The sequence below is a fragment of the Sphingomonas sp. genome, from assembly GCF_039595165.1.
GTDB lineage: Bacteria > Pseudomonadota > Alphaproteobacteria > Sphingomonadales > Sphingomonadaceae > Sphingomonas.
The window spans coordinates 1-24,769 of sequence record NZ_JBCNMA010000011.1; the positions used below are offsets into that span (position 1 = coordinate 1).

The following is a 24,769-nucleotide window of genomic DNA, read 5'->3' on the forward strand; positions in this document are numbered from 1 at the left end:
GTGGTGATCGCATCCTACACGCGCGCGGGCGAAATCGAGACCGGCTCGTTCGAGTTCGAGACCCCGACCAACGCCGAACTCGCGCGCCGCGCCGCGCTGGGCGACTGAACCTTGCGGGGGCGGGCCCGCGTCCGCCCCTGCCCGTCCGGGACCCGGCGTCAGCGCGACCGCGGATAGACGCGCGGCGCGGGTTCGCCGCGCCACAGCATCTCCAGATCGCGGCCGGCGAAGCGGGCACGCAGCATCTCATGCCCCTCGAGCGCGAACAGGCGGCCATCCGGCGTGAGCGGCACCATGCGCCGGACCGGCGCGGACGGCCGGGTCTTCAGCCACAGCGCCCCGTCGCGATACGCGATCACCGCGTCGCCATAGCTTCCGGCGCGGCTCCGCAATGCTGCGGCGTCCAGCGTCACCGGCTGCAGGCGCGCCTCGACGCCGACTTGCGCCCATTCATATTCGGCACGCCGCTCGTCATCGCTACCGGCGCGGGCGAGCAGATCGTCCAGCGCCTGCCGCTCCGCAGCATCGAGTGCGCTCGGACCGGGCGTCCGGGTATCTGGGGCAACGCCCGTCCCCTCCCAATTGCCCCCGCTCACGGCATGCACCGGACGTCCGAACGACACGCTGAGCATGAACCCCGGCGGGATCGGCACGAAGCGATTATTGTTGGCGCCGCCCGCCGTGCTACCCCCGACCAGGCGGCCGAGCTTGAATTGCTGGACGCTGTAGGCGAAGTCCTCTGCCGCCGAGCCGACGCCGCCGTCGATCAGCACATAAAGCGGCTTTCCGATCATGCGGCCCGCGGGCAGGTTGCTCAGCGTGTGCGACTGCTCGGGTTCCTTCCCCGCCTCGAGAAAGGTCATCAGCAGCCGGCCGGAGGGCATGAAGTGGCTGAGCGCATAGCGCACCGCCTCATGCGACCCGCCGCCATTACCGCGGATGTCGATGATCACCGCGTCGCCGCCGCGCAGGAAACGCATCGCGTCGTCATAGGCCTGCCCGGCTTCGTCCTCGACCCAGTCGAACGCCGAGATGCGCAGGTAGCGGATGTTGCCGGGCAGCAGCCTGGTCTCGCTCAGCCCATAGTTCGTCCGCCGCGCCCGCGCCGCCAGCACGGCGTCGAGCCCCCCTTCGGTCGGCGCCCCGCTCGATTGCGGTGCGCTCGCCGCGGCAAAGCGCTGCGGGTCATATTGCAGATAGAGGTGGCCATCGTTGCCGGCGCGGCTGATGTCCTCGGTCAGCCGGGCGCTGAAGACGGCCGGGTCGCTGGTCCGGTAGCGTCCGCTCGCCTGCGCCGCGCGCACCGCCTGCACGATCGCCGGCACGCGGTCCGGAAAGACATATTGGCGCTCGATCGCGGCGATGATCGCCTCGATCGCGGCGTCCGTCTGCGCGGGCGAGAGCGTGCCCGCGGCGCTATGAACCGGCACCGGCCGGAGCTGCGCGCCGGCAGGCAGGGCGAGAAGGATCGCGGGCAACAGCCATTTCAAGACGGGTTCTCCTCCAGATTGTCGCGGATGCGTTCGCCGAACGGCTTGCGGTCGAGCGCGCGGATCGCATCGCGGATGATCGTCGCCAGCGGCGCGTCCAGCTCCGCTTCCAGGTCGCGCGCCGCTGCCTCGGTCGCCTGCCAGCGCCGTTCGACCGCCGGCAGGATCGCGCGCCCCGCGGGCGAGAGCGCGACCAGCCGCTCGCGCGCGTCGGCGCCCTTGGCCACGTCCAGCAAGCCGTTGCGCGCCATGTGCGCGACCGTTTGGCTGGCGGCCGAATGGGTGATCTCAGCTCGCTGCGCGATCTCGCGGATCGAGCTCGGCCCGTGCCGCATCAGCACCCGCACGATCGGCGTATAGCGCGGGCGATAAGCGAGCCCGGCGTCGACATAGCCCTGCTCCACGGCGCCATCGAGCAGCTCGATAAGGTGACGGAGCAAGGTTCCCAGCGTCGCGGTTCCCATCAGACGCAGTTATAACAGCACTGTTATAATGTCGAGAGACAATGATGCGCTATCCACCGCGCCCCTGTTTTGGGGATCAGTTCAGTTTGGCCAGCAGCCGGTCGATCCCGGCGACGGCTTCGGGTTCGCCGAGCGTCGGCGCGTGGCCGGTTTCAGGCACCGTCACCAGGTCGCACGCCTTGACGCGCTTGCGCATCGCCTCCGCGGTGGCAGCGGAGAGGATGTCCGATCGCTCGCCGCGCACCACCAGCAGCGGCTTGTCCTTGAGCCCGTCGAACGCCCGCCACATGTCAGGCCCCGCCTCGTTGCCCGGCACGCGGAACGGCTCGGCGATCTTCATGTCGTAATCGAGCACGATCCGCCCCGCGCTGGTCAGGCGATAGAGCCGCTTGGCCATCGCCAGCCACTCCTCGACGCTGTAGCCGGGATAGACGTCGCCATTCGCGTCGGCGAGCGCGCGGGCGGCGTGCATCCAGGTCGGATGCCAATTGGCCTTGCCGACATAGCCGCGGATCCGGCTGAGCCCCGCCGGATCGATGTCGGGGCCGACATCGTTGAGCACTGCGCCCGCGATCCGCTCGGGATGAGTCGACGCCGTCAGCATCGTCAAGATGCCGCCGAGCGAGGTGCCGACCGCGACGAACCGTTTGAGCTTTAGCTCGACGACCAGCGCCTCCAGATCCTGGAGATAGGTCAGCGGCACATAGGTCATCGGGTCCTTGGCATAGGCGCTCTCGCCGCGCCCGCGCAGGTCGACCGCGATCACCCGCCATTCGCCCGCGAGCCGCGCCGCCAGCCCCTCATAGTCGCGCGCATTGCGGGTGAGCCCCGGGATGCACAGCAGCGGCGGCTTGCCCGCGCCGCCGGGATAGTCGCGATAATGCAGTCGCAGGCCGTCGCCCGACCACCAGTAACCGTCGGTATAGTCGGACAGGTTGCGCGCGGTCGCCATCGCCCCCCATATCGCGCCATGGCCGATTTCCCGCAAGCGCCGTTGCCTTACCGGCATATTCTCTCTCGTCGTCATCCCCGCGAAGGCGGGGATCCCTTCTGGCTGACCTTTCGGATCGCGCCACGACGACAGCCCCGATGGATCCCCGCCTTCGCGGGGATGACGGTGTAGAACGTGGCGAAGCTCAACGCGTACAATCCCGATCCCGCAATCCTGAAACTCGGCGACGCCTTCTACGACCCTGTCGCGGCAGCGGACTTCCCCCAGGCGATCCTCCGCTTCCGCAACGACCGCGCGGCAGCCGAAGTGGGACTCGGCCAACTCGACGACGATGGCTGGCTGCGCCACTTCGCTCGTTTCGAGCCGTTGCCCGGTAACCTGCCCCAGCCGCTGGCGCTGCGCTATCACGGCCACCAGTTCCGCGTGTACAATCCCGAGATCGGCGACGGCCGCGGCTTCAGCTTCGCGCAGATGCGGCGCGGCGACGGCGCCCTGCTCGAACTCGGCACCAAGGGTTCGGGCCAGACCCCGTACAGCCGCTTCGGCGACGGCCGGCTGACGCTCAAGGGCGGCGTGCGCGAAGTGCTGGCGACCGAGATGCTCGAAGCCCTTGGGGTCAGGACCTCGCGCAGCTTCTCGCTGGTCGAGACCGGTGAGGCCTTGCAACGCAACGACGAGCCCTCGCCCACCCGCTCGGCGGTACTGGTCCGCATGAGCCGCAGCCATATCCGCATCGGCACCTTCCAGCGCCTCGCCTATTTCGGCGACGCGGAGAATATGCGGCGGTTGGTCGACTGGTGCCTCGCCGAGCTGTTCTGCGCCGAACCGGAGGAAGACCCGGTCGCGCAATTCTTCGGGCTGGTGGTCGAAGGCACCGCCCGCCTCGCCGCCAGCTACATGGTCGCGGGCTTCGTCCATGGCGTGCTCAACACCGACAACATCAACGTCACCGGCGAGAGCTTCGATTATGGCCCGTGGCGCTTCGCCCCGACCTTCGAGCCGGGCTTCACCGCCGCTTATTTCGATCATGCCGGGCTCTACGCCTTCGCCCGCCAGCCCGACGCGATCCTGTGGAACTGCGCCCAGCTCGCGGTGTCGCTGCGCGTGATCAGCGAGGCGCCGCCGCTGATCGAGCGGCTCGAGCGGTTCGAGGCGCTGTACCGCCAGGCCTATTCCGCCCCGCTGCTGCGCCGCCTCGGCCTCCGCACCGGTAACGAGGAAGCCGGATGGCGGCTCAAGGACGCGATCGACGCCGCGCTGCTCGCGACGCAATGGCCGCTCGACCGCTTCTTCTTCGATGCCTTTGGCGGCGCGTTGCCCGCAGGCTATGGCCCGGAATGGAACGAGGTGCGCGTCGCGCTGGAGGAATTCGATCCCGTTCCGCACGGCCGCGGCCACGCCTATTTCGCCGGCGAGCCCTGCTCGATGCTGATCGACGAGGTCGAAACGATCTGGTCGGCGATCGACCGCGGCGACGACTGGAGCCCGTTCCACGCCAAGATCGCGGCGATCCGGCGGATGGGCGAAGCCCTCGAAACGGGCAAGGTGGAATAGTCCCGTAACTTGGTGCTAGAGCGTGCCCACACAGGGGGCCATCCAAAGAAAGACCGAATGCCCGCATCCGAAATCATTTCGACCGAGCCCGCCACCGGCGCGGTGCTGTGGCGCAGAGAAATCGGCGATGTCGATGCCGAGGTCGCCAAGGCGCGTGAGAGCTGGGCCGACTGGGCCGCCCGCCCCCTCACCTACCGGATCGAGGCGTTGCGCCGCTTCGCCAATGTCGTGCGCCAGAAGTCCGACGCCTTCACCGACCTGATCGCGCGCGAGACCGGCAAGCCGATCTGGGAGGCGCGCAGCGAAGTCGACACGGTGATCGCCAAGGTCGACATCTCGGTCTCGGCCTTTTCCGAGCGTACCGGCCAGCGCCGCATCGATGCGCCGATGAACACCCGCCTCGCGCTGCGCCACAAGCCGCACGGCGTGCTCGCGGTGCTCGGCCCGTACAATTTCCCCGCCCATCTCCCCAACGGCCACATCGTCCCCGCCTTGCTCGCCGGCAATGCGGTCGTTTTCAAGCCGTCCGAGAAGACCCCCGCCACCGGCGCCTTCCTGGTCGAATGCTTCCACGCCGCCGGCATCCCCGAAAACTGCATCCGCCTGCTCATCGGCGGACCGGACGAGGGCAAGGCGCTCGCCGCGCATGACGGGATCGACGGTCTGTTGTTCACCGGCTCGGCGCGCACCGGCATCGCGCTCAACCGCGCCTTCGCATCGAAGCCGGAAAAGATCCTCGCGCTCGAAATGGGCGGCAACAACCCGATCCTGGTGTGGTCGACCCCCGACATCTATTCCGCCGCGGTGCTGGTGGTGCAGTCGGCCTTCACCACTGCCGGCCAGCGCTGCACCGCCGCACGCCGCCTGATCGTCGACGAGACGCTCTACGAGCCGCTGATCGGGGAAGTGAACAAGCTGATCGGCCGCCTGATCATCGGCGAGCCGCATGCCGACCCGGCGCCGTTCATGGGTCCGGTGATCGACAACGACACCGCCGACCTGCTGACCGAGAGCTTCCTGGAGCTCTCTTTCCTCGGCGGGCGCCCGCTGCGCCACATGGAGCGCCCGATCGACGGCCGCCCCTTCGTCACCCCCGCGCTGATCGACATGACCGAGGCCCGGGAAAAGCCCGATATCGAGCTGTTCGGCCCGATCCTGCAGGTGATCCGCACCAAGACCTTCGAGGAGGCGATCGCCGAAGCGAACAACACGCGCTACGGCCTTTCCGCCAGCTTGGTGAGCCAGGATCCCAAGCTCTACGACCAGTTCTGGGCGAACATCCGCGCCGGTATCGTCAACTGGAACCGCCCGACCAACGGCGCCAGCTCGGCGGCGCCGTTCGGTGGGATCGGCTGGTCGGGCAACCACCGTCCCAGCGCCTATTACGCCGCCGACTATTGCGCTTATCCGGTGGTATCGAGCGAGGCCGAGCAGGCGCGCGTGAGCATCGGCATCGGCCTGCGCGAAGGCTGAGCGGATCGTGAAGTCGCTGATCGTCACCGGCGGCGGCCGCGGGATCGGCCGGGCCACCGCGCTGCAAGCCGCACGCGCCGGCTGGGCGGTGACGCTGAGCTATGTCGCCGACGAAGCTGCCGCCCGGGCGACCGTCCTGGAAATCGAAGCAGCGGGCGGCCACGCGCTCGCCGCGCACGCCGACACCGCGGTGGAGGCCGATGTCGTCGCCTTGTTCGACGCTGCCGCCTCATGCTTCGGCGCCATCGACGGTGTCGTGGTCAATGCCGGCATCGTCGGCCCGGCGGCGCCGCTCGCGGAGATGGCGCTCGACCGGCTCCGGCGGATGATCGACGTCAACCTGCTCGGCGCGCTGCTGACCGCGCGCGAGGCGGCCCGGCGCCTGCCGCGCGACCGCGGCGGCCGCGGCGGCGGACTCGTGCTGGTCTCGTCGATCGCCGCGCGGCTCGGCGCGCCGTTCGAATATGTCGACTATGCCGCGACCAAGGGCGCGCTCGACAGCCTCACCATCGGCTTGTCGAAGGAGCTTGCCCCGCAGGGCGTGCGCGTCAACGCGGTACGCCCCGGCCTGATCGAGACCGACATCCATGCCAGCGGCGGCCGCCCGGACCGCGCACGGGAGCTTGGCGCGCAGACCCCGATCGGCCGCGCCGGCACCGCCGGGGAGGTGGCGGAGGCGATCCTATGGCTGCTCGGCGACGCTTCGTCCTACGTCACCGGGTCGTTCGTCGATATCGGCGGAGGCAGGTAGCGGCTTTGCGACGAAGCGCGGAACTCGCGGCGGTCATACGAATTATGCGCGTCGTGAAACCCCCCGCGTACGAATCCCCCCGCCCCACCCGCGCCGAACGCCTCCGCCGGGAAGCGCGCAACTGCCTGACCATCGCGGTCAAGCAGAAGGATCTCGATTTCACCGCGGAACTGATCGACGAGGCGATCCGCCTCAGCAAGCGGGCACGCGAGCTCGCCGCGTAGGGCATCAATCCTCCCCCGCCGAAGGGAGGTGGCGCCGAAGGCGTCGGAGGGGAGGCCGGCGAGCGCTCCACCTCCAATGCACCGCTCACCTCCCCCTCCGTCAGGCTGCGCCTGCCACCTCTCCCTGGCGGGAGAGGATTCGACAGGGCCAACCGTTCCCAAAGATTCCCTAGCCCCGCCCCAAGCAACCATCGGTTGCCGCGAACGGCAGGCGGGACCATTTCCCACCGCATGGCTTCCCTGCTCGATCCTTCCGCGCGCGGGCGCGTGATTCTGGTCGGTGCCGGCCCGGGCGATCCGGGCCTGCTGACCGTACGCGCCGTCGAGGCGTTGAAGAGCGCCGACGTGCTGGTCCATGACGGGCTGGTCGATCCGCGCGTGCTCGATCTCGCGCCCCAGGCGCACCGCATCTCGGTGGCCAAGCGCCGCTCGAAGCACACCGTGCCGCAGGACGGCATCAACGCCCTCATCATCGCGCATGTGAAGACCGGCGCGATCGTCGTTCGCCTCAAGGGCGGCGATCCGTTCATCTTCGGCCGTGGCGGCGAAGAGGTCGAGGCCGTGCGCGCCGCCGGCCTCCCGGTCGAGGTGATCCCGGGCGTCAGCGCCGCGCTCGGCGGCGCCGCCGAAGCGATGCTCCCGCTCACCCATCGCGACTGGTCGAGCGCGGTCAGCTTCGTCGCCGGCCAGTGCAAGGGCCTCAGCGAGCAGGACTGGTCGGGCCTCGCCGGCAAGGGACGCACGCTCGTCATCTACATGGGCGTGCAGACCTGCCCCGACATCGCCGAGAAGCTGATGCGCGACGGCGTCGCTCCCGACATGCCGGTCGCGGTGCTTGAGCGCGCCACGCTCGACGGCAGCCGCGCGATGAAGACCCTGCTCGCCGATCTCGGGCCGATGGTCGAGCGCGAGAAGGTGCAGAGCCCGGCGATCATCGTCGTCGGCGAGGTCGTCGCGCTGTCCGACGCGCAGGACAAGCTCGCCAGCTGGGCGAAGAAAGCCGAACTCATGCACGGATTCGATTTGTGAAGATTCTGACTGGCAACGACCTGCGCAGCGGCGCGGTGATCTGGTGGACCGGCGAGGGCTGGTCGCTCCATATCGAGGACGCCGTCGATGTCGGCGATCGCGGCGAGGCGATCCTGACCGAGGAAACCGGCGCGCGCCGCGTCAATGGCGGCGTCGTGATCGACGGGACGATGACGCCCGAAGGCCCGCGCCCCGCGCACATCAAGGACCGCATCCGCGCCTATGGCCCGACCGTGCGCCCCGACCTTACGCTCAAACCCGCCGACCCCGATGCCGGCAGCTGGGTGATCTGACATGTACCGCTACGACCAATATGACCAGGCGATCGTCGATGCCCGGGTCGAGGAGTTCCGCGACCAGGTCGCGCGCCGCATCGCCGGTGCGATGAACGACGACCAGTTCAAGCCGCTGCGGCTCAAGAACGGCCTCTACCTCCAGCTGCACGCGTACATGCTGCGCGTCGCCATCCCCTATGGCACGTTCGACAGCCGGCAGATGCGCATGATGGCGCACATCGCGCGCAAGTATGACCGCGGCTACGGCCATTTCACCACGCGCCAGAACATCCAGTACAACTGGATCAAGCTGGAAGAGGCGCCCGACATCCTCGCCGATCTCGCGACGGTCGAGATGCACGCGATCCAGACCTCGGGCGAGAGCATCCGCAACCTCTCCGCCGACCAATATGCCGGCGCCGCCGCCGACGAAATCTGCGACCCGCGCCCCTGGGCCGAGCTGATCCGCCAGGCGACGACCTTCCATCCCGAATTCAGCTACCTCCCGCGCAAGTTCAAGATCGCGGTGATCGCCGCCGAAGAGGACCGCGCCGCGCTGCGCTGGCACGATTTCGCGCTCCGCATCGTCCGCAACGAAGCGGGCGAGCAGGGCTTCGAGGTGTTCGCCGGCGGCGGCATGGGCCGCACGCCGATCATCGCCTACCGCATCCGCGAGTTCCTGCCCGCCGCGCAGATCTTCTCCTATCTCCAGGCCGTGCTGCGCGTGTGGAACCTCCATGCCCGGCGCGACAACATCCACAAGCAGCGCATGAAGATCCTCGTCCATGAGCTGGGCGAGGAAGAATTCCGCCGTCAGGTCGAGGCGCAGTTCGCGCATTTCCTGACGCTCGCGACCGACTTCCCCCAGGCCGAGTACGACCGCATCGCCGCCTATTTCGCGCCGCCGGCGTTCGAGACCGGCCTCAGCGACGAAATCGACCGCAGCGATCCCGATTTCGCACTCTGGGTCGATCGCCAGACCGTCCGCCACAAGGCGCCGGGCCATGCCATCGTCAATATCAGCCTGAAGCCGATCGGCGGCATCCCCGGCGACATCTCGGCCGAGCAGATGGACATCGTCGCCGATCTCGCCGAGCGCTACGGCCTCGACGAGCTGCGCGCGACCCACGCCCAGAACCTCGTCCTGCCCCATGTCCGCAAGCAGGATCTGCACGCGGTGTGGAAGGCACTCGACGCCGCCGGGCTCGCCGACGTCAATCTCGACCTGGTGACCGACATCATCGCCTGCCCTGGCCTCGATTACTGCAGCCTCGCCAACGCCCGCTCGATCCCGCTCGCGCAGAAGATCTCGCAGCGCTTCGCCGACATGGACCGCCAGCAGGAGCTGGGCGAGCTCAAGATCAAGATCAGCGGCTGCATCAACGCCTGCGGCCACCACCATGCCGCGCATATCGGCATCCTCGGCGTCGACCGTAAGGGCACCGAGAACTACCAGCTCCTGCTCGGCGGATCGGGCGCGGAGGACACCACGCAAGCCAAGATCACCGGCCCCGGCTTCGACGAGGACGGCGTGGTCGACGCGGTCGAGAAGGCCACCAACGTCTATCTGCGCGAACGCGCCGAGGGCGAGCGCTTCCTCGACACCTATCGCCGCATCGGCATGGAGCCGTTCAAGGAGGCCATCTATGGTTGAGACCAATTTGCGCTTCCGCGACGACGAGCCGCATGACGAGCCCGCGGTCTCGATCGAGGCGTTCCTCGACCAGTCCAACGCCACCGCCGTCCGCATCGAAGCGGGCGAGGACGCGCGCGAGCTGATCCCCTATCTCGACCGGCTCGCGCTGATCGAGATCGACTTCCCCCGCTTCCGCGACGGCCGCGGCTACAGCTCGGCGCGCATCCTGCGCGAGGCGGGCTACACGGGCGAGCTGCGCGCCTCGGGCGACGTGCTGGTCGACCAGATGCTGTTCATGCGCCGCTGCGGTTTCGACAGCTTCGCGCCCGATGCGCCGATCGACCCGGTCGCGCTCGAAGGCGCGCTGTCGCGCTTCGACTATGTCTATCAGACGGCCGCCGACGACGCGGTGCCGGTCTGGAAATTGCGACATGGCTAGCGTGGCCGCCCGCAAGATCGACCGCATCGACACGACTCCGGCCTTCACGGAGCGTGATGCGCTGCGTCTCAACAACCTGTTCCGCGGGGTCTCCACGACGGAGATGCTGCGTACGGTGCTCGCCGAGCAGATGGCCGGTGATGTCGCGATCGTTTCGTCGTTCGGCGCCGAGTCGGCGGTGCTGCTCCACCTCGTCGCCTCGATCGACCCCTCGGTGCCGGTGATCTTCCTCGACACGGGCAAGCATTTCCCCGAGACGCTCGCCTATCGCGACCAGCTCGCGGCGAAGCTCGGGCTCATCAACCTGCGCATCGTTACGCCCGACGCCGAGACGATCGCCAAGAAGGACGAGACCGGCCTGCGCTGGTCCTACGACCCCGACGGCTGCTGCGAAATCCGCAAGGTCATCCCGCTCGAGAAGGCGATGGCGGGGTTCGACGCCAGCATCACCGGGCGCAAGGCATTCCAGGCCTCGACCCGCAACGCGCTGCCCCGCTTCGAGGTCGACAAGGCCGGCAAGCTCAAGGTCAACCCGCTCGCCGACTGGACCAAGGCCGACCTCGACGCCTATTTCGACGCGCACGACCTGCCCCGCCATCCGCTCGAGGCCGAGGGCTATCTCTCGATCGGCTGCGCGCCCTGCACCAACAAGGTCAAGCCCGGCGAGGATCCGCGCTCCGGCCGCTGGGCCGGCTGGGACAAGACCGAGTGCGGCATCCACACGCCGGTCGAGGACAACGACCCCGACCTGCCGGTCTTCTGACCGTCAAGTGAAGAGCGGCGAGGTCAGCAGCACCACTGCCAAGCTCTCGACCATCGCGATCGAGGCATAGCCGAAGCCGGCAGCGAGACTGCGATCGAGATGCTGCGCGAACCAGCGCGCCTGCACCAGCCCGAACACGATCAGCGCGATCGCGCCGAGCAGCAGGCCGGCGGCCTGGACCTCGAGCCAACTGGTCTGGATCAGGATGCCGGCGATGCTGAGCACCAGGGCAAAGGGCGCCACCGCATAGCATTGCGCATAGAAGGGGCCGCGCAGCGTATCGCGCGTCAGTCCGATGCGCCGCCGCCGCACCATCAGCGCCGCGAACATCAGCGGGAACACGCTGAAGATCACCAGCCGCATGATCAGCAGCGTCGTATCGTCATGCACCAGTGCGGCGAGCCCGTGCTTGCTCTCGATCAACGGGCTGTCGCCCACCACGACCAGCTCCAGCCCGTGCGCCAGCAGCAGCGACACGAGCAGGAACAGCGGCGGCGGCAGCGTATCGCTATATTGCCGCTCATCCGCCTGGCCGAGCTCTTGATCCGAATAGCCCATCATCTGCAGCGGCCGCGTCAGCGTGCGCCACAAGGTGATCGGATAGAAGATCAGCCACGACATCACCTCGTAGAGAAGCTCGTCGAGCGATTTCAGCAGCCCCATGAAATGCATCGCCGCCGATCCTTTCTTGCATGCTAGCATGATCATGCGTCGCGGCACCGCGACTCGACAAGGTTCAAGCGTTCGTCCTCGTCTGTGCAGGAGAGTTTCGATGAGCCGTTTCAAGCTTCTCGCCACCGCCGCCGTCACCGCCTTCGCTGGTGCAATCGCGCCGCCCGCCGCGGCGCAGGACATCCCCAACGACCTGCGCGACATGGTCAACGCCCGCGCCGGCCAGGCGGAGGGCGAGCTGCAGCGGCGCGGCTATACCTATGTGGGCGGCGAGGGCGGCGGCGGTCGCGCCTGGGCCTATTGGTGGAGCGCCGAGCGCCGGCAGTGCGTCAGCATCGCGACGACGAACGGCCGCTTCGCCTCGATCATCACCACGTCCCCGGCCGATTGCCGCCAGTCCGGCGGATGGCGCCCCGGCCGCCCCGATCGCCCCGGCCGCCCTGACCGCCCCGATTGGAACGATCGGCCCGGCGGCGGCTGGCCCGGCGGCCGGCCGATCTCCCTTGGCCTGATCTGCTTCGGCGAGGGGCAGCGCCCCGGCGGCGCCGGCCGCCATGGCTGGCAGTGGAACTGGAACACCGACCGCTATGATTTCGGCAACCGCTCCGCGCTCAGCGATCAGCAGTTCGGCTCTTCGGTGATGATCCAGCTGTGGGATGGCGGCGGGCGCATCCGCCTGCCGCGCTCGCTGACGCCCCAGATGTCGGGCCGCCGTCGCGACGGCTGGTGGGACCTGCGCGACGTCGCCATGGATCGCTACCAGATCCGCGCCAGCTACCGCCTCAGCGGCGCCAACCAGCCGCGCGTGACGGTCGACCGGCGCAGCGGACGGATCACGATCCAGGGCATTTACGGCTCGGGCTTCCGCGGCAATTGCGACACGATCGACGGCGCGCGCCACCAGCGCTTCTGATTGCAGTTTCCGCAAGTCGCCGCGCGCGCCGCACCATCTGTCGCGGTCGCACGCGACGCGCGGAAGCGAAACGAACCCTTGGCCGTTGGGAGCCAGCCGAGCGTGCGGGAACTCCCCTGCACGCCGGAAAAAGGGACGTAATATGCGTAGAACCACCCTGGTGCTGGCCGGCCTCGCCGCGCTGACGCTGGCCGCCTGCTCGAAGAATGAGGAGGCCGTTGCCTACGCGCCGCCGCCCCCGCCGGGCGCGGTTGCCGGGTCGGTCGCCGCAGATCGCGACGGCGACGGCATCATCGACGGCTACTACACCGCTGACGGCATCTATCATCCCAACGCGCCCGCCGCCCCGCCGCCGCCCCCGCCGGGCCCGACGCGGCTGGGGGAGAAGGGCTGATCGCCAGGCTCGGGGGAATGCGCGGTCGCCGCATTCCCCACTCTTTGTTCGCCGCCACGCTTTGCGCCGCCGCCGCGAGCCCGGCGCTCGCGCAACAGCGCCCGCCCGCCGCCGCGCAGATGGGACCGGTCGCCGCGGCGATCCGCGAACATGCCGACGGAAAGCTCCGCAAATTCTACGCCGCGCGCGGCTATCGCCCGCTCTGGGCCCGGACCGGCAGGATCGGGCCTGAGGCGGAGGTGCTGATCGGCTATCTGCGCTCGGCCGGGCTCGATGGCCTCGATCCGTCCGACTATGAGGTCGGCAAGCTGCGTGACGCGCTCGCCGCGGCCCGGACCGGATCGCCCGGGCAGGTCGCGCGCGCCGAGCTCGCACTGTCCGAAGCGTTCGCCAGCTATGTCCGCGACCAGCGCCGCCCGGGCGAGGCGGAGATGACCTTCGCCGACAAGAAGCTCCGCCCCGGCAAGCTCTCGGAAGACACCGTGCTGCGCGCCGCCGCCTTCCCCAAGGATTTCACCCGCTACGTCCGCGACATGGGCTGGATGAGCGACCATTATGTCCGCCTGCGCGCGCTCATGGGCCGCGCCCGCGCGGGCGGCGCCTCGCGCGACACGCTCGACCGGCTCGCGCTCAACCTCGACCGCGCGCGCCTGCTCCCCGGCCCGGCCGTGCGGCATATCGTCGTCGATGCCTCGTCGGGCCGCTTGTGGTATTATCAGGCGGGCAAGCAGGTCGGCACGATGCGCGTCGTGGTCGGCGCGCGCGAGACTCAGACGCCGATGCTCGCCGGGATGCTGCAATGGGCGATCCTCAATCCCTATTGGAACGTCCCCGACTATCTCGTCCGCGACGATGTCGCGCCCAAGGTGCTGGCGGGCCGCTCGCTCGCCGCGCAGAAGATGGAGGCGCTCGACGGCTGGGGCAGCGACGCGCGGCGCATTCCCGCCGGCAGCATCGACTGGCACGCCGTCGCCGCCGGCAAGCAGGGCCTGCGCGTGCGCGAGCTGCCCTGGGCGGGAAATTCGATGGGCAAGGCCAAGTTCCTGTTCCCCAACAAGCTCGGCATCTACCTCCACGACACGCCCAAACGCGACCTGCTGAAGAAGGAGGACCGCCACTTCAGCAACGGCTGCATCCGGCTCGAGGACGCCGCCACGCTCGGCCGCTGGCTGCTCCAGAAGCCGCTCCGCGCGCCGTCCAAGGCGCCCGAGCAGGCGGTGCCGCTGCCCGTACAGGTCCCGGTTTACCTCACCTATCTCACCCCGGTCGCGACCAAGACGGGCGTGGCCTTCCGCAAGGACGTCTACGGAAGGGACGGGTGACGACCCGCAATCCTCCCCGCCAGGGGGAGGTGGCGCGCGCAGCGCGAGGGAGGGGGAGGATGGCAGAATGCCGGGGGCTCGCTTCCTCCCCCTCCGTCAGCTTCGCTGACACCTCCCCCTGGCGGGGGAGGATAGGGCGGTCTCAATCCCCGTACGGCCCGCTCACGTCCCCGGCATAGTCGCTGAACCGCGTGATGTTCGGCTCGAACTTGAGCGTCACCTTGCCCGTCGCGCCGTGGCGCTGCTTGGCGATGATCAGCTCGGCCAGGCCGAACACGCGCTCCATGTCGAGCGCCCATTTGGCGTGATCCTCGAACGTCTTGGGATCGTCGCCCTCGCGCGGCCGCTTGGGCTCGCGCGCCGCGACGTAATAGTCCTCGCGGAACACGAACCACACCATGTCGGCGTCCTGCTCGATCGAGCCCGATTCGCGCAGGTCCGACAGCATCGGTCTTTTGTCTTCGCGGCTCTCGACCGCGCGGCTCAGCTGCGACAGCGCGATCACCGGCACGTTGATGTCCTTCGCCAGCGTCTTGAGCCCGCGGCTGATCTCCGAAATCTCCTGCACGCGGTTGCCGTCGCGATTGTTGCCGCTGCCCTGCAACAGCTGGAGATAATCGACGATGACCATGCCGAGCTCGCCGTCATGCTTGGACTGGAGGCGCCGCACGCGGCTGTGCAGCGCGCTGATCGTCAGGCCGGCGGTATCGTCGATATAGAGCGGCAGCTGTTCCAGGTCCGCCGCCGCCGCCGCCAGCTGCGCGAACTCGGCCTTGCTGATGTTGCCCATGCGCAGCGCTTCGGAGGCGATCTTCGACTGTTCCGACAGGATGCGCAGCGCCAGCTGGTCGGCCGACATTTCCAGGCTGAAGAACGCGACCTTCGCCCCGATCGACTGCTTGGGCGGGATGCCGAGGCGAATGTCGTCCATCAGCCGCCGCGCGGCGTTGTAGGCGATGTTGGTGACCAGCGAGGTCTTGCCCATGCCCGGTCGCCCGGCGAGGATGATCAGGTCCGAATGGTGCAAGCCGCCGATCCGGCTGTTGACCGAATCGAAGCCGGTGGTGACCCCCGCCACGCCGCCGCCCGCGCTCTGCGCCTTCTTGGCGTTCTCCAGCGCGATCTTGGTCGCCTCGTTGAACGTCTTGACGGTGTTCGCCGTCCCACCGTCCGCCGCCACCTTGAACAACGCCTCCTCGGCCTTGTCGATCTGCTCCCGCGGGTTGACGTCCTCGCTGGTGTCGAGCGCCTTCTCGACCATGTTGCGCCCGACCGTCACCAGCTCGCGCAGCAAGGCGAGGTCGTAGATCTGCCGCGCGAACTGGCGCGCGCCGATCAGACCCGCACCCGATCCGGTGAGCTGGGCGAGGTACGCCGGCCCGCCGAGCTGGGCCATGCCCTCGTCCTTCTCGAACAAAGGCCGCAGCGTCACCGGCGTCGCCAGCATGTCGCTCTTGCGCAGCGTCTTGATCGCCTTGAAGATTCGCCCGTGGACGGGCTCGAAGAAATGCTGATCCTGGATCACCTCGACGATGTCGTCGGCCAGACGGTTGTCGATCATCATCGCGCCGAGCAAAGCCGCCTCGGCCTCGACATTCTGAGGCAGCCGCGGAGCGGCATCCGCCGAAGCGGGGGGAAGTTGTGCAAGCGTCGCCATGCGCGCCTTATCCGCCTGTGCGGCCCCCGGCTCAAGCCGCTCGACGCTGTTTATCATGTGGACGAGTGCCGGGCGACGACCCTAGATGGCACAGCATGGCCGACCACCGGATCATCGACGTCACGCTGGACGAGCGCACGATCCTGTGGCGCTCGGCCGATATCGAGCAGGAACGCCGCATCGCGATCTTCGACTTGATCGAGGAGAACAGCTTCGCCCCGCAGCGCGCCTATCCCGACGGCTATGCCGGCCCCTACCGCATTCACCTCTCGGTGCAGGAGGGCCGGCTCGGCCTCGAGATCAAGCGCGCCGACGATAGCCCGCTTGAAACGCTGATCCTCGGCTTGGCCCGCTTCCGCCGCCCGATCCGCGACTATTTCGCGATCTGCGACAGCTATTTCCAGGCGATCCGCAACGCGACGCCGGCGCAGATCGAGACGATCGACATGGCGCGGCGCGGCATCCACGACGATGCCGCACGCACGCTGATCGAGCGGCTGGAGGGCAAGATCGAGATCGACTTCGCCACCGCGCGGCGGCTGTTCACCTTGATCTGCGTGCTGCATATCAAGGCGTGAGCTGGGGGGATTGACGTGCAGCGGGGGCTGATCTGGGCCGGATTCGCGCTGTCGCTGGCCGTGGCCGGCGGCGTATTGTGGAAGTACGCGGCGAGCTGGACGCCGTCGCGCGGCATCTACACCGTACAGGGCATCGACGTCGCCGAGGCCAACGGCGCGATCGACTGGACGATGGTCAAGGCGCGCGACGTCGATTTCGCTTATGCCCTGGCGACGCGCGGGGCGGAGGCGCGCGACGCGCGCTTCGCTGCCAATTGGGCGGGAATCGCGGAAGCGGGCATCCGGCGCGGCGCGATCCACGCCTTCTCGCTATGTGCCGCCGCATCCGCACAGGCCGGCGCCTTCGTCGCGACCGTCCCGCGCGATCCGGGCGCCCTGCCGGCGGTGATCGACCTGAGCTTCGACGAGACGTGCCCGGCACGCCCGGCGCGCGACGTGGTGCTCGACGAAATCCGCCGCCTCGCCGCGGTGATCGAGACGCACAGCGGCAAGCCCGCGATCCTGCGAATCGCCCCCGAGTTCGAGGCGCAGTATCAGGTGAGCGGCGCGATCACCCGTCCGCTCTGGGCGATCCGCTTCCTCCTCGCGCCGGATTATTTCGCACGGCCCTGGGCGATGTGGCAGAGCAGCACGATCCGCCGAATCGATGGGATCGAGGGTCCCGTGAACTGGAACGTGGTGGCGCCATGAGCGACGAGATTGCCCGCACCCTGATCGCCGCCGCACGCGAGGCCGCGCGCAACGCGCACGCCCCCTATTCGAACTTCGCGGTCGGCGCGGCGCTGCTGCTGGAGAACGGCGAGATCGTCACCGGCGCCAATTTCGAGAATGCGAGCTACGGCCTGTCGCTCTGCGCCGAGACCGTCGCGGTCGCCCGCGCCAATGCCGAGGGCAGGCTGCGCGAGATCGTCGCGGTGGGCATCGTCGGCGGGATGATGCGCGGCGGCGTGGCGCACGGCAGCGACCCGATCCGCCCCTGCGGCCGCTGCCGTCAGGTGCTCAACGAAGCGGCGCAGATGGGCGGCCGCGATCTCGCCGTCCATTGCGCCGGCGCCGAGGGCGAGGCGTATGAGACGCACCGCCTGTCCGACCTGCTCCCGCACGCGTTCGGGCCCGCCGATCTCGGCATCGGCGGTTGATCTTGCCGCCCGCCCGGCGGCTCGCCTAGAGCTTGGCGATGAGCATTCTTTCCGACCGCTGGATTCGCGAGCAGGCACTCAATCACGGCATGATCGAGCCGTTCGTCGAGGCGCAGCGGCGCGAGGGCTGCATCAGCTACGGCCTCTCCTCCTACGGCTATGACGCGCGCGTCGCCGACGAGTTCAAGATCTTCACCAACATCGACAGCGCGGTGGTCGATCCCAAGGACTTCTCGTCGAACAGCTTCGTCGACCGCCGGACCGACGTGTGCATCATCCCGCCCAACAGCTTCGCGCTGGCGCGGACGGTCGAGTATTTCCGGGTACCGCGCGACGTGCTGGTGATCTGCCTCGGCAAATCGACCTATGCGCGCTGCGGGATCATCGTCAACGTGACGCCGCTCGAGCCCGAATGGGAGGGGCATGTCACGCTGGAATTCTCGAACACCACGCCGCTGCCCGCGAAGATCTACGCCAACGAGGGGGCGTGCCAGTTCCTGTTCCTCAAGGGGAACGAGCCGTGCGAGACGAGCTATGCCGATCGCGCCGGCAAATATATGGGGCAGCGCGGCGTCACCCTGCCCCGTCTGTGATCCGAACGGGCGGATTCGCCTCCGCCCGTTCCCTGCCGCTCAGCGCGAAGCCTGGCGCGAGCTCTCGAGCACGCGGAGCCCGCGGTTGGCGACGAGATGCGACGCCGCGACCTGGCCGTCGGCGACGTCCATCGCCACCGGATCGAGCTCGAGCACGCGGTTGTAGATCGCGCGCGCCTCGGCGTGGCGGCCGGTCCTGGCGTAGATCGCCGCGAGATTGAGCAGCACTTCGGGCTTGGCCGGGAAGATCTTCTGCTCGGCGAGCAGCTTGCGCTCGGCCAGTTCATAGTCGCCGTTCTGGATCGCGACCTTGGCGTAGGGATCCTCGCGGACCTGCGCCTGCGCCGCCGGCATGAGCGCGAGCGGCGCCGCGAGGACAATTGAGGCGAGAACGACACGCATGACATCTTCTCCTGTTTGTTACAGTTCAATGACACAAACGTGTCACTGATGTTTCAAGCAGGCAAGTGTGTTTATTGCACTTTTGTGACGCTATTGTCCGGGCTGGATTGCGGACCACGCACGCGACCGCGGCCCGCGGCGCACGCAAAAAAGAAGGGGCGGCCGAAGCCGCCCCTTTTCGATTTTCGATCGGGTAACCCGCGATCAGAAGTCGTTGCGATACTGCTCGTTGCCGACGAAGCCGAGCTTGGTCACCGCCGACCGCTTGATGATCGCGAGCACCTCGTCGACCACCTCGTACCGCGCCTGCGGATCGGGCTGGAAGTGCAGCTCCGGCTCCGGCTGGATCTGGACGCTCTGGTCGAGATACTGGCGCAGCGTGACCTTGTCGATCGGGCTGCCGTTCCAGAACAGATTGCCCTGCGGATCGATCGTGATCTTGTTCTTCTGCGGCTCGACCGGCGGCGGGGTGTTCTGCCCGGTATTCTGGGGCAGGTCGACCTTCACCGCATGGGTCTGCGCAGGGATGGTGACGATCAGCATGATGAGGAGCACGAGCATGACGTCGATCAACGGCGTCGTGTTCATCTCCATCATCGGCTCGCCATCGTCCTTGCCGGCGCTCATTGCCATTGGGGTATCTCCTGAATCTTACTGCGCCGGCGCGCCGGGGGTCGGCTGGGAAACGAAGCCGACCTTCACGAACCCGGCATTCTGCATCGTGTAGATCACGCCGCCGATGCAGCGGTAGGGCGTGTTCACGTCGCCGCGGATATGGACTTCCGGGATATCTTCCGGCGTGATGTTGTCGCCGAGCCGGTCCACCACCGCCTTGAGCTTGTCGCTGCCCTTCTTGAGCAGGTCGCCGCTGGTGATCGGAGCCATGCCCCAGAAGACCTCGCAGCGGTCGCCCTGGCCGCGCACCGCGAGCAGCACGTTCTCCGGCTTGGTCTCGTTCGGCTCGTACATCACCTTGGGCAGGGTCAGCTCGACCGACTGGATCGCCACCGGGATCGCGATCAGGAAGATGATAAGGAGCACCAGCATGACGTCCACGAGGGGCGTCGTGTTGATGTCCGACATCGGTTTGTCTTCGGCGGAGCCTCCGCCTGTACTCATCGCCATTGGCGCAATCCTATCTTTCGCATCCTGTCCCCGGACCTGGCAGGTCCGGAAGGCGGCCGCGCGGTACGGCGATCCCGCGCCGCGCGGCCGTCAAGTCGAATGTCAGGCCTTGGCGGTGGTCGTCGCGACCGGGGGCGCCTTGGGCGCGGGGGCCGGCCCCTTCTTGCCGCCGACCGACGGACGGACGCGGCCGTCCGAGGCGAGGTAGCCGAGCACGTCGTTGGCGAAGCCGCTCATCTGCTCCGCGATCGCCTTGTTGCGGCGCTGCAGCCAGTTGTAGGCGAGCACGGCCGGAACCGCGACGACGAGGCCGAGCGCGGTCATGATCAGCGCCTCGCCGACCGGGCCGGCGACGGTGCCGATCGACGCGTCACCCGCCGCGCCGATCTTGATCAGCGCGCGGAAGATGCCGACGACGGTACCGAACAGACCGATGAACGGCGCGGTCGAACCCACGGTCGCGAGGAACGCGAGGCCGCCGTTGAGCTGCGAGTTGATCGAGTCCTCCGAACGCTTCAGCGAGCCGTGCAGCCAGTCGTGCGCTTCGATCGGATCGGTCAGCTCCTTGTACTGGTCCTGGGCGGTCAGCGCGTCGTCGACGAGCTGGCGATAGGCCGAGTCCTTCTCGAGCTTCGCCGCACCCTCACGCAGGCTGTTGTTGTTCCAGAAGCTGGCGCGGACGCGCTTGTACTGGTTGAGGATCTTCTGCTGCTCGAACACCTTGGTGAACAGGATGTAGAGCGAGAAGAACAGCATGACCGTCAGGATGGTGGCGGTGCCCCACGCGATCACGCCGCCTTCGTTCATGGCGTGCAGGATGTCGAAGTTGGTGGGCGGCGGGGCGGCGGGGGCAGCGGCGGCTCCGGCGGTGAGAATGGTCGTCAGCATGTTCGGTTCTTTCCCTTGCAAGAATGTTGGTCAGCGGCGCGGCCGACCGGATTCAGGTTCAGCTTACTCTTGGATCTGCCACCGGAAGCGGAGCGACTTGCGCCCGCCATGGACCGGGTTGCCCGCGGCGTCGAGCGCAGGCGAGTAGCGTCCGCGGCGCTCCACCAGGCGGCAGGTGGCCTGATCGAGTGCGGACGATCCCGACGACGACGTGACCGAGCAATTCTCGATCCGGCCCTGGGCGTTCACGCCGAAGGTGATGCCGACCGAACCCTGCTCGCCGGCGCGCAGCGCGGACGGCGGATAGTCGTCGTTGGTGACCCACGACCCGGGATTGCCGCGCGCGGCGGCCGCCTTGCTGATCGCCGGCGGCGGCGGCGGCGGCGGAGGCGCGGGCGGTGCCGGCGGCGCGGGCGGCGTCGGCGGCTGGCTCGGCGGGATGACGTTGCTCAGGTTGATGTTCGGCGCGGGCGCCGGAACCTGAACGATCGGCTTCTGCACGACGACCGTGGTCGGCGGCGGCGGAACCGGAGTGTCGGGGGGAGGAGGCGGCGGAGGCACTTCCTCGGGCGGAGGAGGCGGCTCTTCGATGTCGAAGGTCGACATCTCTTCCGCCTTCTTCTTGATATATTGATAAGCGAGGCCGGTTACGAATACGTAACCCAATGCCGCCAGGATGATCGCCACGATCACGCTCGCGACGACACGGCTGCCTCCTACATCACGATCTGCGTAGGCCATTCAGCAACTTAACTCCTTCATTCGGCCGCGCCGTTGCCCGGCACCTTGGCATCTTTATCCGGCGTGGCTCGACCGCGCGGTCGTCATACGACCACCGGCAGAGGCGCGAGTCCTATCGCGGCGATTTGCGTGACGCAAACGCTTTGTCGGACGCAATAAACGTATAATCCGCAGGCGACAGAAATATTTCTGTATGGTTCATTCGCGTTCGCCTAGACTCCGGGCCATGCTCCGGACCTGCCTGTTTTCGCTTTCCGCCGCAATTGCCGCAACTTCGCCGCAATTGTTAACGCCCGCCGAAGCCCAGACCGCCGCCCCGTCCGCGGCCGTGGTGCCCGGCTATGCCGAGATCGCCGATCTGGTGCTCGCCTCGCCCGTGCTGCTCGATGCGCAGGTCCGCAGCGCGGTGCGAATCAAGGGCGCGGAGGCCGCGAACGTCGCGCCGGGGCGCATGCGATTCTATGTCGAGGCCGATGTCCTCGCCCTAATTCGCGCGCCCGGGGCGATGCCGACCCGCGTCGGCTATGTCGTCGACGTACCGCTCGATGCGCGCGGCAAGGCGCCCAAGCTCAACAAGCGGCGCGTGCTGCTGTTCGCGCGTCCCGTTTCGGGTCAGGCGGCGATGGTCCAGCTCACCACGCTCGATTCCCAGCGCGACTGGTCGGCCGAGCTCGACGCGCGCGTCCGCGGCGTGGTGCGCGAGGTGGTCGCGTCCGGTGCGCCGCCCGCGGTCTCCGGGCTCGGCAACGCCTTCCATGTCCCGGGCACGCTCCCCGGTGAGGGGGAGACCCAGATCTTCGTCCAGACCGCGACGGGCGCGCCGATCTCGCTGTCGATCCTGCGCCGCCCGGGCGAGCAGCGGCGCTGGGCGGTCGCGCTCGGCGAGATCGTCGACGATGCCGCGGCCGCGCCGCCGCGCGACACCTTGCTGTGGTACCGCCTCGCCTGCGGCCTGCCCCGCGCGCTGCCCGCCGCGAGCACCGCGAACGAGGAGCCCGCCAACGCGGCGATCGCGCGCGAGGATTATGCCTTCGTGCTACAGCAACTGGGCGCCTGCCGCGGCTGAACGCGGGCGCGAACCGCATAGGAGACGACGATGCGATCCTTGCTGCTCATTCCTCTCGCCGCCAGCCTCACCGCCTGCGCCACGATACCCGAGCCCGCCGCGGTGACGCTGACCGGCACCGTGGCCTATCGCGAGCGGATCGCGCTGCCGGCCGATTCGCGGCTGATCGTGTCGATCGACGACGTCAGCCTCGCCGACGCGCCTTCGGTCACGATCGCGCAGAATCAGATCGTCACCGCCGGGCAGCAAGTGCCGATTTCCTTCGCGCTCAGCTACGATCCGGCGAAGATCGAGCCCGGGCGCAGCTATGCGGTTTCGGCGCGCATCCTCGACGGGCGGGGCCGGCTCGCCTGGATCACCGACACGCGCAACGCGCTGCCGCCGCCCGGACAGAATATCGCGCTGAACCTGGTGCAGGCCCGCCGCTGAACGCCGTTGAGAATGCGCCCGTCGGCGCCGCTCCCCCACCCGGCCACCCGGCGGCAGCATCCTATGGGCGGCCGGGTGGGGGAGCGGGCCGGTGCGGCCCGAACATCAACGCCGGTGGCGGACCATGGTGATGCCGATGCGCTCGTCCGCCTCGGCGATCGCGAGCTTGACGATCTCGACCTTCACGCGCCGGACGCGCGCGTCGCCGAGGAACAGCGTGTCGGCGATGTGATCCGCGACGCCCTCGATCAGCGTGAAATGCACCCCCGGCGGCAGCGCGGTCGACGCGGCATGCTTGAGGTCGAGATAGCTCTTCGACGCGCTGAGCGGCGTATCGGGCGCGAAATGCGCGGGCGCGTCCAGATCGACCGTGATCGAGATGCGCAGCGGCTGCGGCAGGTGAGTCTCTTCCGAATAGACGCCGGTGAGGACCTGGACCTCGAAATCGCGAACCTGAAGCTGGAGAAGATCGTGCAACGCTGGATGCCCTGAGCGGATGGTCCGCGGCCCATAGCAGAACGCGCGGCGGCGAAAAGCCTTCAGGCGCTGGCGCTCGGCCGCGCCGATGCCGCCGCGTGCCAGCGGCGCAGCTCGGCCAGCCGCTCGCGCACGGTGAGCTTGGCGGCACGCGCGAAATCGACCGTCACCAGCGCGGTGATGTCGGCGAAGCTGTAGGCGTCGCCCGCGATCCACTCGCGGTCCGCCAGGCGGCCGTCGAGCGCCTCGGTGAAGGCCTCCCACATCAGCGTGCCGCGCGCAGCCAGTTCGGGAATCTGCACGGCGGCGGGCCCGGCGCCGGGGATCGCCCGGTCCTTGAAGGCGGAGACGGTGTTGCGCAGGACATAGACCGCGGCGGCATAACCATCGCCCTCGATCCGCCGAGTCCAGCTCTCGATCCGCCCGATCTCGAGCGGGGTGGTGCCGAACAACGCCGGTTCGGGATGCAGTGCCTCGAAATAGCGGCAGATCGCCGCCGATTCGCACAGCACCTCGCCGTCGTCGAGCTCGAGCGCCGGGACCGCGCCGCGCGGGTTGATGCGCAGATAGGCGTCGCCGAGATGCTCGCCGCTGCGCAGGTCGATCGCCTCGCACGGCACCTCCACGCCCTTCTCGGCGAGGAAGATGCGCACGCGGCGCGGGCTCGGCGCCCAGGGTGCGTCATAGAGCTTCATCGCCAGCCTCCGGTCCGGAATCGCTTTGCGTTGCCACCAATGGCGGCTAAAGGCGCGCGCCCCCGGCGTCCACCCCCGGGCGTGCTGGAGATTGCCCGCGTGTTCGATCTGGTGCCGCTCGCCGATGCGCCCGCCGACGCCGTCGAAGCGCTGCTCGACGCGGCGTTCGGCGCGGACCGGCACGGCCGCACCGCCTATCGCGTGCGCGAAGGGACCGCGCCGATCGCGGAACTCAGCTTCGCCGCGCTCGAGGCGGGCGCACTCGTCGGCAGCATCCAGTGCTGGCCGGTGGAGCTGGTGTGCGATGCCGGCGGCCGCGTGCCGATGGTGATGGTCGGCCCGGTCGCGGTCTCGCCCGCGCGGCAGAATGTCGGGATCGGCCGAGCGCTGATGCGGCGGGCGATCGAGATCGCCGGAACCGGCAGGATCGCGGGCGGCGACGCCCTGATGCTGATCGGAGATCCGGAATATTACGCCCAGTTCGGCTTCGACGACGCCGCCACCGGCGCGTGGCGCCTGCCCGGTCCGTTCGAGGCGCGGCGCCTGTTGGCGCGCGGCGGCGCGGCGCCGGACCGCGCCGGCATGGTCGGTCCGCGGGCATAGGCGACCTTCGATCCTCCCCCTGGCG

Annotated in this window: 31 protein-coding genes; 19 read left to right on the forward strand and 12 right to left on the reverse strand. The window is 68.6% G+C overall.

Annotated elements, in window-relative coordinates; genetic code table 11:
* Positions 1-158: 158 nt before the first annotated feature.
* The 3 genes from ABDV68_RS03405 to ABDV68_RS03415 form a co-directional block, all read right to left on the reverse strand.
* On the reverse strand, positions 159-1,490 hold the full coding sequence (locus ABDV68_RS03405) for a S41 family peptidase (RefSeq protein WP_343518247.1): 1,332 nt from the start codon (positions 1,488-1,490) through the stop codon (positions 159-161).
* The gene (locus ABDV68_RS03410) at positions 1,487-1,954 is read right to left on the reverse strand and encodes a MarR family transcriptional regulator (protein ID WP_343518248.1); all 468 of its coding nucleotides are present in this window, start codon (positions 1,952-1,954) and stop codon (positions 1,487-1,489) included. Before ABDV68_RS03410 ends, ABDV68_RS03405 begins: the two co-directional genes overlap by 4 nt.
* A gap of 76 nt (positions 1,955-2,030) precedes the next feature.
* A complete protein-coding gene (locus ABDV68_RS03415) occupies positions 2,031-2,888 on the reverse strand; it encodes an alpha/beta hydrolase (RefSeq protein WP_343518301.1) in 858 nt (285 codons plus the stop codon).
* A 192-nt stretch (positions 2,889-3,080) separates the two neighbouring features.
* Between ABDV68_RS03415 and ABDV68_RS03420 the strand changes: the two genes are divergently transcribed.
* The 9 genes from ABDV68_RS03420 to ABDV68_RS03460 all read left to right on the forward strand — a co-directional run bounded on the left by ABDV68_RS03420 (position 3,081) and on the right by ABDV68_RS03460 (position 11,050).
* Positions 3,081-4,460 carry a YdiU family protein gene (locus ABDV68_RS03420; protein ID WP_343518249.1) on the forward strand — a complete coding sequence of 460 codons (1,380 nt, stop codon included), beginning with the start codon at positions 3,081-3,083 and terminating at the stop codon, positions 4,458-4,460.
* 57 nt (positions 4,461-4,517) lie between these two features.
* Positions 4,518-5,933 carry a succinylglutamate-semialdehyde dehydrogenase gene (gene astD, locus ABDV68_RS03425; protein WP_343518250.1) on the forward strand — a complete coding sequence of 472 codons (1,416 nt, stop codon included), beginning with the start codon at positions 4,518-4,520 and terminating at the stop codon, positions 5,931-5,933.
* A gap of 7 nt (positions 5,934-5,940) precedes the next feature.
* Positions 5,941-6,684 carry an SDR family oxidoreductase gene (locus tag ABDV68_RS03430; protein ID WP_343518251.1) on the forward strand — a complete coding sequence of 248 codons (744 nt, stop codon included), beginning with the start codon at positions 5,941-5,943 and terminating at the stop codon, positions 6,682-6,684.
* Between the two features lie 53 nt (positions 6,685-6,737).
* Positions 6,738-6,908 (forward strand): hypothetical protein, encoded by a 171-nt coding sequence (locus tag ABDV68_RS03435; RefSeq protein ID WP_343518252.1) that lies wholly within the window; start codon positions 6,738-6,740, stop codon positions 6,906-6,908.
* Positions 6,909-7,139: 231 nt separating this feature from the next.
* Positions 7,140-7,937, forward strand: coding sequence for a uroporphyrinogen-III C-methyltransferase (cobA, locus tag ABDV68_RS03440; protein ID WP_343518253.1), 798 nt, complete (start codon positions 7,140-7,142; stop codon positions 7,935-7,937).
* Complete coding sequence (locus ABDV68_RS03445) at positions 7,934-8,230, forward strand: DUF2849 domain-containing protein (RefSeq protein ID WP_343518254.1); 297 nt, start codon at positions 7,934-7,936, stop codon at positions 8,228-8,230. Before cobA ends, ABDV68_RS03445 begins: the two co-directional genes overlap by 4 nt.
* 1 nt (position 8,231) lies before the next feature.
* Positions 8,232-9,866: a nitrite/sulfite reductase gene (locus tag ABDV68_RS03450; RefSeq protein ID WP_343518255.1), complete on the forward strand. Its 1,635-nt coding sequence runs from the start codon at positions 8,232-8,234 to the stop codon at positions 9,864-9,866.
* Positions 9,859-10,287 carry a DUF934 domain-containing protein gene (locus tag ABDV68_RS03455; RefSeq protein WP_343518256.1) on the forward strand — a complete coding sequence of 143 codons (429 nt, stop codon included), beginning with the start codon at positions 9,859-9,861 and terminating at the stop codon, positions 10,285-10,287. Before ABDV68_RS03450 ends, ABDV68_RS03455 begins: the two co-directional genes overlap by 8 nt.
* Positions 10,280-11,050: a phosphoadenylyl-sulfate reductase gene (locus ABDV68_RS03460; RefSeq protein ID WP_343518257.1), complete on the forward strand. Its 771-nt coding sequence runs from the start codon at positions 10,280-10,282 to the stop codon at positions 11,048-11,050. The genes ABDV68_RS03455 and ABDV68_RS03460 overlap by 8 nt, the downstream gene beginning before the upstream one ends.
* 3 nt (positions 11,051-11,053) lie before the next feature.
* On the opposite strand, the gene ABDV68_RS03465 is transcribed toward ABDV68_RS03460, so the two are convergent.
* Positions 11,054-11,722 (reverse strand): hypothetical protein, encoded by a 669-nt coding sequence (locus ABDV68_RS03465; RefSeq protein WP_343518259.1) that lies wholly within the window; start codon positions 11,720-11,722, stop codon positions 11,054-11,056.
* A 100-nt stretch (positions 11,723-11,822) separates the two neighbouring features.
* Here ABDV68_RS03465 and ABDV68_RS03470 point away from each other — a divergent pair, with 100 nt between their 5' ends.
* The 3 genes from ABDV68_RS03470 (at position 11,823) to ABDV68_RS03480 (ending at position 14,351) form a co-directional block, all read left to right on the forward strand.
* Positions 11,823-12,635, forward strand: coding sequence for a hypothetical protein (locus tag ABDV68_RS03470; RefSeq protein ID WP_343518260.1), 813 nt, complete (start codon positions 11,823-11,825; stop codon positions 12,633-12,635).
* Positions 12,636-12,777: 142 nt separating this feature from the next.
* Positions 12,778-13,029, forward strand: coding sequence for a hypothetical protein (locus ABDV68_RS03475; protein ID WP_343518261.1), 252 nt, complete (start codon positions 12,778-12,780; stop codon positions 13,027-13,029).
* Positions 13,030-13,046: 17 nt separating this feature from the next.
* Positions 13,047-14,351 carry a L,D-transpeptidase family protein gene (locus ABDV68_RS03480; RefSeq protein ID WP_343518262.1) on the forward strand — a complete coding sequence of 435 codons (1,305 nt, stop codon included), beginning with the start codon at positions 13,047-13,049 and terminating at the stop codon, positions 14,349-14,351.
* Between the two features lie 142 nt (positions 14,352-14,493).
* On the opposite strand, the gene ABDV68_RS03485 is transcribed toward ABDV68_RS03480, so the two are convergent.
* Positions 14,494-16,008 carry a replicative DNA helicase gene (locus tag ABDV68_RS03485; RefSeq protein ID WP_343518263.1) on the reverse strand — a complete coding sequence of 505 codons (1,515 nt, stop codon included), beginning with the start codon at positions 16,006-16,008 and terminating at the stop codon, positions 14,494-14,496.
* A gap of 95 nt (positions 16,009-16,103) precedes the next feature.
* Between ABDV68_RS03485 and ABDV68_RS03490 the strand changes: the two genes are divergently transcribed.
* The 4 genes from ABDV68_RS03490 to dcd are packed head-to-tail and all read left to right on the forward strand — an operon-like array spanning position 16,104 to position 18,318.
* Complete coding sequence (locus ABDV68_RS03490) at positions 16,104-16,586, forward strand: UPF0262 family protein (RefSeq protein ID WP_343518264.1); 483 nt, start codon at positions 16,104-16,106, stop codon at positions 16,584-16,586.
* Positions 16,587-16,601: 15 nt separating this feature from the next.
* Complete coding sequence (locus ABDV68_RS03495) at positions 16,602-17,276, forward strand: GH25 family lysozyme (RefSeq protein ID WP_343518265.1); 675 nt, start codon at positions 16,602-16,604, stop codon at positions 17,274-17,276.
* Positions 17,273-17,725, forward strand: a complete 453-nt coding sequence (locus ABDV68_RS03500) for a cytidine deaminase (protein ID WP_343518266.1) — start codon at positions 17,273-17,275, stop codon at positions 17,723-17,725. Before ABDV68_RS03495 ends, ABDV68_RS03500 begins: the two co-directional genes overlap by 4 nt.
* Positions 17,726-17,763: 38 nt before the next feature.
* The gene (dcd, locus tag ABDV68_RS03505) at positions 17,764-18,318 is read left to right on the forward strand and encodes a dCTP deaminase (protein WP_343518267.1); all 555 of its coding nucleotides are present in this window, start codon (positions 17,764-17,766) and stop codon (positions 18,316-18,318) included.
* A 39-nt stretch (positions 18,319-18,357) separates the two neighbouring features.
* On the opposite strand, the gene ABDV68_RS03510 is transcribed toward dcd, so the two are convergent.
* From ABDV68_RS03510 to ABDV68_RS03530, 5 genes are all read right to left on the reverse strand, one after another.
* A complete protein-coding gene (locus tag ABDV68_RS03510; RefSeq protein WP_343518268.1) occupies positions 18,358-18,720 on the reverse strand; it encodes a tetratricopeptide repeat protein in 363 nt (120 codons plus the stop codon).
* Between the two features lie 204 nt (positions 18,721-18,924).
* Positions 18,925-19,353: a biopolymer transporter ExbD gene (locus ABDV68_RS03515; RefSeq protein ID WP_343518269.1), complete on the reverse strand. Its 429-nt coding sequence runs from the start codon at positions 19,351-19,353 to the stop codon at positions 18,925-18,927.
* 18 nt (positions 19,354-19,371) lie between these two features.
* A complete protein-coding gene (locus tag ABDV68_RS03520; protein ID WP_343518270.1) occupies positions 19,372-19,845 on the reverse strand; it encodes a biopolymer transporter ExbD in 474 nt (157 codons plus the stop codon).
* Positions 19,846-19,947: 102 nt separating this feature from the next.
* On the reverse strand, positions 19,948-20,733 hold the full coding sequence (locus ABDV68_RS03525) for a MotA/TolQ/ExbB proton channel family protein (RefSeq protein WP_343518271.1): 786 nt from the start codon (positions 20,731-20,733) through the stop codon (positions 19,948-19,950).
* Between the two features lie 63 nt (positions 20,734-20,796).
* The gene (locus ABDV68_RS03530) at positions 20,797-21,474 is read right to left on the reverse strand and encodes a TonB family protein (RefSeq protein ID WP_343518272.1); all 678 of its coding nucleotides are present in this window, start codon (positions 21,472-21,474) and stop codon (positions 20,797-20,799) included.
* 226 nt (positions 21,475-21,700) lie between these two features.
* On the opposite strand from ABDV68_RS03530, the gene ABDV68_RS03535 reads away from it, so the two are divergent.
* The gene (locus tag ABDV68_RS03535; RefSeq protein ID WP_343518273.1) at positions 21,701-22,540 is read left to right on the forward strand and encodes a hypothetical protein; all 840 of its coding nucleotides are present in this window, start codon (positions 21,701-21,703) and stop codon (positions 22,538-22,540) included.
* A gap of 30 nt (positions 22,541-22,570) precedes the next feature.
* The gene (locus ABDV68_RS03540; RefSeq protein WP_343518274.1) at positions 22,571-22,969 is read left to right on the forward strand and encodes a YbaY family lipoprotein; all 399 of its coding nucleotides are present in this window, start codon (positions 22,571-22,573) and stop codon (positions 22,967-22,969) included.
* Positions 22,970-23,074: 105 nt separating this feature from the next.
* On the opposite strand, the gene ABDV68_RS03545 is transcribed toward ABDV68_RS03540, so the two are convergent.
* Both ABDV68_RS03545 and ABDV68_RS03550 read right to left on the reverse strand, forming a co-directional pair.
* Positions 23,075-23,446: a dihydroneopterin aldolase gene (locus ABDV68_RS03545; RefSeq protein ID WP_343518275.1), complete on the reverse strand. Its 372-nt coding sequence runs from the start codon at positions 23,444-23,446 to the stop codon at positions 23,075-23,077.
* A 62-nt stretch (positions 23,447-23,508) separates the two neighbouring features.
* The gene (locus ABDV68_RS03550; RefSeq protein ID WP_343518276.1) at positions 23,509-24,141 is read right to left on the reverse strand and encodes a glutathione S-transferase N-terminal domain-containing protein; all 633 of its coding nucleotides are present in this window, start codon (positions 24,139-24,141) and stop codon (positions 23,509-23,511) included.
* Between the two features lie 99 nt (positions 24,142-24,240).
* Between ABDV68_RS03550 and ABDV68_RS03555 the strand changes: the two genes are divergently transcribed.
* The gene (locus ABDV68_RS03555) at positions 24,241-24,744 is read left to right on the forward strand and encodes an N-acetyltransferase (RefSeq protein ID WP_343518302.1); all 504 of its coding nucleotides are present in this window, start codon (positions 24,241-24,243) and stop codon (positions 24,742-24,744) included.
* The last annotated feature ends 25 nt before the right edge of the window (positions 24,745-24,769 follow it).

What these genes read in the sequence shown, in the direction of transcription:
- cobA (WP_343518253.1), top strand. Translation starts at nt 7,140, where the DNA reads ATGGCTTCCCTGCTCGATCCTTCCGCGCGCGGGCGCGTGATTCTGGTC.
- ABDV68_RS03455 (WP_343518256.1), top strand. Translation starts at nt 9,859, where the DNA reads ATGGTTGAGACCAATTTGCGCTTCCGCGACGACGAGCCGCATGACGAG.
- dcd (WP_343518267.1), top strand. Translation starts at nt 17,764, where the DNA reads ATGAGCATTCTTTCCGACCGCTGGATTCGCGAGCAGGCACTCAATCAC.
- ABDV68_RS03540 (WP_343518274.1), top strand. Translation starts at nt 22,571, where the DNA reads ATGCGATCCTTGCTGCTCATTCCTCTCGCCGCCAGCCTCACCGCCTGC.
- ABDV68_RS03450 (WP_343518255.1), top strand. Translation starts at nt 8,232, where the DNA reads ATGTACCGCTACGACCAATATGACCAGGCGATCGTCGATGCCCGGGTC.
- ABDV68_RS03535 (WP_343518273.1), top strand. Translation starts at nt 21,701, where the DNA reads ATGCTCCGGACCTGCCTGTTTTCGCTTTCCGCCGCAATTGCCGCAACT.
- ABDV68_RS03525 (WP_343518271.1), bottom strand. Translation starts at nt 20,733, where the DNA reads ATGCTGACGACCATTCTCACCGCCGGAGCCGCCGCTGCCCCCGCCGCC.
- ABDV68_RS03530 (WP_343518272.1), bottom strand. Translation starts at nt 21,474, where the DNA reads ATGGCCTACGCAGATCGTGATGTAGGAGGCAGCCGTGTCGTCGCGAGC.
- ABDV68_RS03475 (WP_343518261.1), top strand. Translation starts at nt 12,778, where the DNA reads ATGCGTAGAACCACCCTGGTGCTGGCCGGCCTCGCCGCGCTGACGCTG.
- ABDV68_RS03510 (WP_343518268.1), bottom strand. Translation starts at nt 18,720, where the DNA reads ATGCGTGTCGTTCTCGCCTCAATTGTCCTCGCGGCGCCGCTCGCGCTC.
- ABDV68_RS03485 (WP_343518263.1), bottom strand. Translation starts at nt 16,008, where the DNA reads ATGGCGACGCTTGCACAACTTCCCCCCGCTTCGGCGGATGCCGCTCCG.
- ABDV68_RS03500 (WP_343518266.1), top strand. Translation starts at nt 17,273, where the DNA reads ATGAGCGACGAGATTGCCCGCACCCTGATCGCCGCCGCACGCGAGGCC.
- ABDV68_RS03465 (WP_343518259.1), bottom strand. Translation starts at nt 11,722, where the DNA reads ATGCATTTCATGGGGCTGCTGAAATCGCTCGACGAGCTTCTCTACGAG.
- ABDV68_RS03515 (WP_343518269.1), bottom strand. Translation starts at nt 19,353, where the DNA reads ATGGCAATGAGCGCCGGCAAGGACGATGGCGAGCCGATGATGGAGATG.
- ABDV68_RS03460 (WP_343518257.1), top strand. Translation starts at nt 10,280, where the DNA reads ATGGCTAGCGTGGCCGCCCGCAAGATCGACCGCATCGACACGACTCCG.
- ABDV68_RS03410 (WP_343518248.1), bottom strand. Translation starts at nt 1,954, where the DNA reads ATGGGAACCGCGACGCTGGGAACCTTGCTCCGTCACCTTATCGAGCTG.
- ABDV68_RS03550 (WP_343518276.1), bottom strand. Translation starts at nt 24,141, where the DNA reads ATGAAGCTCTATGACGCACCCTGGGCGCCGAGCCCGCGCCGCGTGCGC.
- ABDV68_RS03490 (WP_343518264.1), top strand. Translation starts at nt 16,104, where the DNA reads ATGGCCGACCACCGGATCATCGACGTCACGCTGGACGAGCGCACGATC.
- ABDV68_RS03520 (WP_343518270.1), bottom strand. Translation starts at nt 19,845, where the DNA reads ATGGCGATGAGTACAGGCGGAGGCTCCGCCGAAGACAAACCGATGTCG.
- ABDV68_RS03480 (WP_343518262.1), top strand. Translation starts at nt 13,047, where the DNA reads ATGCGCGGTCGCCGCATTCCCCACTCTTTGTTCGCCGCCACGCTTTGC.
- astD (WP_343518250.1), top strand. Translation starts at nt 4,518, where the DNA reads ATGCCCGCATCCGAAATCATTTCGACCGAGCCCGCCACCGGCGCGGTG.
- ABDV68_RS03470 (WP_343518260.1), top strand. Translation starts at nt 11,823, where the DNA reads ATGAGCCGTTTCAAGCTTCTCGCCACCGCCGCCGTCACCGCCTTCGCT.